Source organism: Vibrio sp. MEBiC08052, assembly GCF_001506075.1.
In the GTDB taxonomy this organism is placed as follows: domain Bacteria; phylum Pseudomonadota; class Gammaproteobacteria; order Enterobacterales; family Vibrionaceae; genus Vibrio.
This window is the reverse complement of record NZ_KQ947475.1, coordinates 1,427,090-1,434,526: the sequence shown is the minus strand read 5'-3', so window position 1 is coordinate 1,434,526 and position 7,437 is coordinate 1,427,090. Positions and strand designations below refer to the sequence as shown.

8 protein-coding genes and 2 pseudogenes are annotated in these 7,437 nt (G+C 43.1%); 3 read left to right on the top strand and 7 right to left on the bottom strand.

What is annotated here, in order from left to right; genetic code table 11:
- Window positions 1-933 (bottom strand): annotated as a pseudogene (locus VRK_RS21215) (hypothetical protein); the annotation flags it as partial.
- A 661-nt stretch (window positions 934-1,594) separates the two neighbouring features.
- Entirely contained in the window at window positions 1,595-1,945 is a 351-nt protein-coding gene (locus VRK_RS21210; protein ID WP_197413066.1) for a hypothetical protein, read from the bottom strand.
- A 678-nt stretch (window positions 1,946-2,623) separates the two neighbouring features.
- Between VRK_RS21210 and VRK_RS06330 the strand changes: the two genes are divergently transcribed.
- The 3 genes from VRK_RS06330 (at window position 2,624) to VRK_RS06320 (ending at window position 3,586) form a co-directional block, all read left to right on the top strand.
- On the top strand, window positions 2,624-2,839 hold the full coding sequence (locus tag VRK_RS06330; RefSeq protein ID WP_059120590.1) for a hypothetical protein: 216 nt from the start codon (window positions 2,624-2,626) through the stop codon (window positions 2,837-2,839).
- A gap of 196 nt (window positions 2,840-3,035) precedes the next feature.
- Window positions 3,036-3,278, top strand: a complete 243-nt coding sequence (locus tag VRK_RS06325; protein ID WP_059120589.1) for a type II toxin-antitoxin system Phd/YefM family antitoxin — start codon at window positions 3,036-3,038, stop codon at window positions 3,276-3,278.
- Window positions 3,279-3,286: 8 nt separating this feature from the next.
- Window positions 3,287-3,586: a type II toxin-antitoxin system RelE/ParE family toxin gene (locus VRK_RS06320; protein ID WP_059120588.1), complete on the top strand. Its 300-nt coding sequence runs from the start codon at window positions 3,287-3,289 to the stop codon at window positions 3,584-3,586.
- A 243-nt stretch (window positions 3,587-3,829) separates the two neighbouring features.
- Here the strand turns inward: VRK_RS06320 and VRK_RS06315 are convergent, their stop codons facing one another.
- The 5 genes and pseudogenes from VRK_RS06315 to VRK_RS06295 form a co-directional block, all read right to left on the bottom strand.
- Window positions 3,830-4,240 (bottom strand): cytidine deaminase, encoded by a 411-nt coding sequence (locus VRK_RS06315; RefSeq protein WP_059122680.1) that lies wholly within the window; start codon window positions 4,238-4,240, stop codon window positions 3,830-3,832.
- A gap of 192 nt (window positions 4,241-4,432) precedes the next feature.
- Entirely contained in the window at window positions 4,433-4,774 is a 342-nt protein-coding gene (locus VRK_RS21415; RefSeq protein WP_082671329.1) for a GFA family protein, read from the bottom strand.
- Between the two features lie 81 nt (window positions 4,775-4,855).
- Window positions 4,856-5,464: an endonuclease NucS domain-containing protein gene (locus VRK_RS06305; RefSeq protein WP_231735746.1), complete on the bottom strand. Its 609-nt coding sequence runs from the start codon at window positions 5,462-5,464 to the stop codon at window positions 4,856-4,858.
- 278 nt (window positions 5,465-5,742) lie between these two features.
- Window positions 5,743-5,886 (bottom strand): annotated as a pseudogene (locus VRK_RS06300) (GNAT family N-acetyltransferase); the annotation flags it as partial.
- An 88-nt stretch (window positions 5,887-5,974) separates the two neighbouring features.
- Window positions 5,975-7,372 carry an SLC13 family permease gene (locus tag VRK_RS06295; RefSeq protein WP_059120585.1) on the bottom strand — a complete coding sequence of 466 codons (1,398 nt, stop codon included), beginning with the start codon at window positions 7,370-7,372 and terminating at the stop codon, window positions 5,975-5,977.
- Window positions 7,373-7,437 lie beyond the last annotated feature (65 nt).

Here is a 7,437-nt window from a genome sequence, read left to right as displayed (position 1 = left end):
ATCCGGCTCTAACTCGACGACAAACCGCTCACCAACCTGTTTTACTTCACGCTTAGGGATATTCGTCCCATTGACGTGATAGCCGTAAATTTGCCCTTCCGCATTGAAACCCAAGCGAATATTGGTTTCAACTGTGTCTTTATTGCGCATATCGGCTGCACTGTAGAGCGTGCTGTCCGCTAATTTGTTCGGCACAAATGCAGCCAGAATGCCAGCTCGCCCGATAATTTTCAGCGCCAGTCCCGGCAGTTCTGCCAGCGCTACACCACCAATACGCGTCAAAAAAGCTTCTTCAGAAGAAGCACTAATCCCCTGCCCGACGGCCAGTGTATAAGCCGCATAATCCCCCAGCGCAGAAAGCGGCTCTCTTTGTGTACCGATATCACACGTACCGATCGGCACCAACGCAGATTTGACGAAACGGGAGGGTTTGACTGGCGGTTTGTTAAATACGTTCTGCCATGCAGATGAAGGCAGTGGGATTTTATCCAGCTCCCGTAGTCGCTCCTGACGCTGCCTGACCAGCCGCTCTTCTAAAGTGAGTTTCACAGGTTCGCGTTCGACATAAGGCTCAGTATAAACAGAAGCGTTAACGCTGCCGGAATAAGTTGAACCAATGCCATGATTGACCCATTCAACTCTGGCGGTATAAGCCTTGTTAGCCAGCAAGTCGAGATGAGGCTCAACCGCAGGATTCACTCGCCAATATTGATTGCCCCATTCATCCCGATCCCGGATCAGCAAAGGAATCGATGGTACATCCGTCAGTAACACTTGATGACCGTAGTGAAGTTGTTCAAGAAAATCTGCAAAGCGTATTCCGGCAGGCATGACAGATTTCATCTCTGACTCACGTAAGGAGGCAAAATCCCCTTCAACTTGAGCAAATTCGTACCTCATCAGGTTGTAGATTTGAGTGGTTTGATAGTTCATTGACGTTGTTGGCTGAGCCGTGATTGTTTTATCGATGGATGCTTATTGATAAAGTTATTTTCATATGAATCAACAATTATACTCAAATGGATTTATAAAACATGTTTAAATTTGGGGTTTTGATGGGGAGTGGTTATTTTTGGAATGGGTGTAACAGGGAGGCTCGCTTGAGGTGATTAAATTGTGGTTTGGTGTGTTCAATATTAAATCTGTTGGTTTGGTGCGCAATCCAGTTCCTCGATTTTATTTGCATCTCCGACTGCGCCCCAGTTCCTTTTGATAAATGTCAAAAGTAACCAAAAGCATCTTTTTGAGTTCAGCGCGCGTAATCAGGGTCGGATTGATTCGCATCCTGCTCAAGCAATCCTGAAAATTCGTCCTGAATTTTCACCCTGAGATCATCGATCAATTTAGCTTTATTGATTCAGAGTTTCACCCAACTCAAAATAGCCACCCAACCAAGAAAATCATTCATGGAAGAATGATTAAGCTTTTCCGGGCAGGACGCCCGTAAAAGCTGGTTCTGAAACGCGCACGACCAAGCCAAACAAAAAAAATTTTCTGGTTCGTCTTTCATTTCTGAAAGATGAACTGGCGCACAAACCACCGATGTCACTAAAATCGAAGAACGGAATTGTGCGCCATATTTGAGCGCCGGAAACTATCTACATGCTGTAGTGTTCGGTGGCAATTTACCTCTGGCAGTTTCTAGATGATAATCCTTTTGCTTTGTTTCATTTGCTTGCCCAGCTGATGTATTACACTTTAGCTTTGACTGGACGAGCCTGCTTTGAACCTTTCCATTGCAAGTTGTATGAAATGTCCAAGAGGTAAGATTTCCCTGAACATTACCACAATTATGGCAATATTTAATATTAGACGACATGACTGTTGAATCTTTTAAGCACTCTTGTGATTTTATGTCCCCTAACTGCCAATTATAATTCTGAGCATAGGTGGTTGAAGCATAAAAACCTGAAATCAAAAATAAACAAAAATATTTTTTATTCATGATGATATTACCTATTGATTAGAGTTAATCGAAATTACATATACAGATAGGCGATTAGATATTACACCCAATAACAGGCTTTAGGAGCCTAACAATTATTAGCCAACACCATGTCGTATAACATCCTTCATACCTCTCTATAACTTACCGCCACTCGATGAAATACTTCACATAATGAAATGAAAATACATATAAAAATATCAGTGGGGTCTCATTATCAAGCCTAAATTACCTTGCTGTGCTGCCTAGTCTGCACACAAATAATTTATCCACGATACCACCATTCGAATCCTCTCGGATAAACTCTATTTGTTCGCCAATAAGCACCTAAACACAGTAAACATAATTGTGCATATTACAGATAACATCCAGAAAAAAATTAACATAAATTTGACATTCTTTGATGTAGGTATGATTTGTAGGAAACTGCAACGTTTGAACAGTCAATAAAAGTGATGATGGGATGAGAAATAGTGGCTCTGTGGTAATGTGGCGTTGTCGGTTTGGAACGCAATCACATTCCTCGATTCCAGTAGCATCTCCGACTGCGCCCCAGTTCCTTTTGATAGATGTCAATGTAACCAAAAGCATCTTTTTTGAGTTCAGCACGCGTAATCAGGGGCGCTTTTATTCGCTCCTGCTCAGCCTTTTTGTTAAGGGATAGCTTAAAATTCATCCTTGAATTTTACCCTGAGAACATCGACCAATTTGGCTTCAAAAGATTTCACCCAACTCCAATCAACCACCAATCAAAGAAAACCATTCAAGGAAGAATGGTTAGGCTTTTCCGGGCAGGACGCCCGTAAAAACTGGTTCTGGAACGCGTGTGACTCCGTCAAACAAAAAGATCTTCTGGTTACGCTTGCATCTTGGCAAGAGTCACTGGCGCACTGAGTGCCAATGCTTTTGAAATCGGAAGAAAGGAATTGTGCGTCAAATTAGGGAACTGGAGGCTGGGAAGATAAAAACGTAAAGCACTCAGACTTCATCAATCACAATACTTTCGCACATTTCGCACGATTTAATCGGATTGACCATTTCGTCCTAAAGGCTATACTCTGATTAGATTTAAAACTGTGGAGACTAAGTTATGCGGACATTAACAGCAAATGACGCTAAACGAAATTTTGGTGAGTTGCTTTTAAATGCTCAACGTCAGCCAATTAAGATCAGTAAAAATAGTAAAGATGCGGTTGTCGTTATGTCTATACATGACTACGAGGAACTTGAGATGATGAAAGCTGAGTACCTCAAACACTGCTTCATCGCCGCCAAAGATGACTTAGCAAAAGATGATATCGTTGATGGTAAAGACTTTTTGAGTGAGCTGTAACAAGAAACATGCACCATAACCAATATAGACTCAGCAATCTAGCTCAAGCTCATCTACGCAAAGTAAAAAATTATACCATCAGCCACTTTTCTGAACTTCAGTGGCCACGCTACAAAGAAACACTACTCTCAGGCTTTCAAATGCTCGCTGATAACCCGGACTTGGGACGAAGTTGCCATGAAATATACAGTAACGGGTTTTACTTTCCGATTGGGGAACATACTGCTTATTTCACAAAGGAAGATGGTTTTATCCTCGTCGTTGCTGTATTGGGACAATCTCAATTACCACAAAACCACCTGAAATAATCTAACGGTTTGGTGCGCGTAATCAGGGTCGCTTTTATTCGCTCCTGCTCAGCTTTTTTGTTAAGGGATAGCTTAAAATTCTTCCATGAATTTCCCCTGAGCACATCGATCAATTTAGCTTTATTGATTCAATGTTTCACTTTATTCAAATCAACCACTCAACAGTACCCATGTCGTTCTCCCAAAGTTTTGACTTGCCTAAAAAGGTTAGCCGGTCATTAGAGCGGGAGTCCAATTATCTTATTATAGTGCATTCCCATTTACCAACGACCAATGGTGAGGCATTAATTCACGGATGGTTTTGAATACCAACTCATTGTTTTCATTTGATATTGCTGCTTTGACATCGCCACCCCAATAAACCAAACGCTCTTGGCAAATACCACACGGAGATAGAACCAAAAAGTCTCTATTTTCATCTTCACGACATATACACAACGAATGAGTTACCGCTTCATTTAATTTGTGAGCTTCCAAATAAGCCCCAACTTCCATACAGAGTGACAAAGCATCATTTTTCACGTCTGGTGCAATACTAGTTAGAATTTTTCCTGAGCTGGTTCTCACTGCAGCCGCGCCGCCCCAGCCCGTGGGATATCGAGTCTCGATTAATTGCACCGCTGCGTCATAAAGATCTTTTTCTATTCTTTCCATTCCATCAATTCCGAATTTTTCGAGGACGCTATAACGCTTTCTATACGACAAAAAGCCGTTTTTCATTGTAACCCTGTTAAGTGGCTGCCAACTTACCACAGAACTTAAATGAGCACCTTAAACACTGAACCTGACCAGAACCCAAAGTGCCACGCGTTGCGAATCCGCCTTAAACTCGTTTGTATGGCAAATTTAGCGCGATGCTCCATCTATTTCCCTTATCGGGATCTTCGATAATGCTTCGACCTCCGCCATGCACATATTTACCGCCACAATATCTTCGCTGCATTTCTCCGTTGTTACATAATGAGTAATACAGCCACATATATTACACCGATGAAATTCAACCTCTCTGTCGCCCCAAATATAGAAAACCGTTTTCTCAGTTTGGAATTTTATCTGAACGTCTTTCGGTAAATAGTAAGCCCAAAGAGCAGAATAACGGCGACATATTGAACAATTACATTTCCCAACTTCATTCGGAGAAAAGCCCAATGTGATTTCAACATTTCCACAATGACAACTGACTTCCACAATTCCCTCCTGTTTTTGCCTAACGCAAAACTAAGATGCAAAAAAAACGCTAAGCTTTTTTTGTCATTCTTGAGCGCTTTGTTATGTAACAACTTCCAAGTTGAACGATATTTGGTATTTAACCAACTTGACATTGCTTATCGCTTTAGCACCGAAAACTACCCGCTTATCAAAGTCAGAGGCAACAAGAATTCCTCTGATATTTGATGATTCTGACGATTCAGAAAGACAGCCTATATAGCCTAACAATTGCCCTAAAGCCGAATCTTTGGCTTTACCCGCTTTTAGCTCAATGACAACTAATTGACCAGTTTTATCTTTGGCAAGAATATCTATACGTCCAGCATCAAGTACATATTCAATGCCACCCTCTACGATAGTTAAACCATTCTCTATATCCTGAATATTTCTGGCTAGGTAAGAATGCAAATCCTTTTCCAGTGACAAACTAACTTCTATTGATTCTTGGACATCATTTTCTTCGTCAATAGTGTCTACCGTAGCAAACCCTGGGACTTCAATTTCACCACGCTTAATTTTTGATTTATACCAAGCGTAATGTGTTTTTTGCCATTTACTGGTGGGGAAGTTTGCCAAAACCAGCGCTGTTAATTTTTCAAAGGATGGAAATGTACCTTCTGTTGCACAAACATCTATTACTAGTTCTTTTATTGTTGAATACTCCACCATTTTCTCCTTGTTACATAACGCCTCAATCAGACGACGCGTTAGCAGTTTCTAGCGTACTGATTGAACGAATAAGTTCTTTAAACCAACCCTCTCAATAAGTCCCATGATGATATCTGTTTTGTCAGACACACCTCGATCTCCTTTTACTGCCAACGCCGAGTTAAGTAGTGAGTAACGCTACCACCTAACTGAAAACATTGCACCGTAAACACAAAAACTTGACTTGAACTAAGAATGCCGAGCGTTACGAATCTGTCTTAAACGCTTGTATGTTGTCGCTACGACATCCCAATTTTCTTGGACATATTGAAACCAGTAATCACAAAGCCGACTTCTTGGTACAACTTGAGCGCACGTTCATTTTGATAAGCTACTCTTAACTTTATTTGAGTAATACCAACTTCTTGCAGCTGTTTTTCCAAAGATGCCTCTGAAACCGAAAAACGTAATTGTGCGTCACATTCCGAAGCCAAAGGATGACAAAATAAAGGTGATGAAATGAAACGCATCTCACCCCAACCACCCCACAAATCCCCACCACAGATAATCCAACGGCATTAAAACCAAAATCGTGATGACCGCCAGCGGCAACGTTAGTTTCACAAGCTTCGCCAACGGTTCATTCGACAACTGCATCGCAATAATCAGCGGTGTAACCTGATACGGGAAAATGATGGTAGAAAAACCGACCACTTGAGTCATCAACACCTCAGGAACAGTAAAGCCGGTGGTCTGTGCTAAATCTGCGGCCATCGGGGTCAGAACAGTCGGGACACCGGGAACCGTCGCAACGAACCCCGTCACCATCGACATCAAAGAAAGCGCCATGAAATTCAGAAAATCCCCCTCACCCTTTCCGGGAATGAAGTTCCCCAATATGTCTCCCATGAGCGAACCAATTCCCGATTGGTTGACTAACGCACCAAGCCCGAGCGCGGCGGCAACAAACACAACCGCCCCAAAATCGATACTCCCGTTGAATGATTTGGGAGGAACAATCCCCCAGCGGGGCAGCAATAATATGATCGCCGCAGCCAGACCAATCCACGCCGGATTCACCCCGTGAACCGTGTCGGTCACCCAGAGTAACAAGGTCACCCCTAAAATCATCCCGACCCGGATTTGCATCGCCGTCTGGTAGGGCTCATCTTGCGATTGCGGCGCTTCATCCCGGGCTTCAGCATTGATATGAGCAGGAAAGATAAATAGTGTCAGCGCGACAATCACCAAAGATTTGACGATGCCGAGAACGGGGAAATGTAATAACAGATATTCGGTATAGCCAAAGCTCAGGTCAAATAATGTCTCACTGGCGCCGCTTAAGATCATGTTCGGGATATTGGCTGGCAGAATGGCGAAACTCGGCATATTACAGGCCAAAGTGAGTGACGTCGCGATACCGAGACGCCCGTTACTGCCACTGGAAAAGCCGACTTTGTCAGCCAAGGCCATGCCTATCGGAATCATCACCACCGAACGCCCTACCGAAGAAGGCATGACAAATCCCAAGATCATCGCACTCACGACCAAACCGAAAATAAGACGAAAATAGCTGCCGACAAGGTACGGCGCAATCCGGGATGCCAGTCTTTTTCCTAACCCGGAGAGGCTAATCGCAGAGCCAATAACAAACCCGGAAATAATCAACCACACAGCGGTCGAACCAAATCCGGCAAACAGGATTCCCGGGTCAAGCAACTGGAAGATGGTCACCAGTGCGAAGAAAATCAGGCCGGTTAAAAACGGCGGGAAGAAGCCGGTACTCCAGCCAGTCAGCGTAATCAGTATCACTGCGGCACTATATGATACGTTCGGTTGAACGCCTGCCATCGGAAATAAAACCAGCCAGACGGCCAGTATCAGTGCGAGAGCAACTGCAACATGCCTCAACGATACAGGTTTGTTCATATGTTCACCTTGATTGTAGAAATAATGACTTCTAAGATAGCGATTATGATGTGACGTAAGAAGCC

Excerpts from the sequence above, each read along its gene's own strand:
- VRK_RS06320 (WP_059120588.1), top strand. The coding sequence starts at position 3,287 with ATGCACCATAACCAATATAGACTCAGCAATCTAGCTCAAGCTCATCTA.
- VRK_RS06315 (WP_059122680.1), bottom strand. The coding sequence starts at position 4,240 with ATGGAAAGAATAGAAAAAGATCTTTATGACGCAGCGGTGCAATTAATC.
- VRK_RS06325 (WP_059120589.1), top strand. The coding sequence starts at position 3,036 with ATGCGGACATTAACAGCAAATGACGCTAAACGAAATTTTGGTGAGTTG.
- VRK_RS06295 (WP_059120585.1), bottom strand. The coding sequence starts at position 7,372 with ATGAACAAACCTGTATCGTTGAGGCATGTTGCAGTTGCTCTCGCACTG.
- VRK_RS06305 (WP_231735746.1), bottom strand. The coding sequence starts at position 5,464 with ATGGTGGAGTATTCAACAATAAAAGAACTAGTAATAGATGTTTGTGCA.
- VRK_RS21210 (WP_197413066.1), bottom strand. The coding sequence starts at position 1,945 with ATGAATAAAAAATATTTTTGTTTATTTTTGATTTCAGGTTTTTATGCT.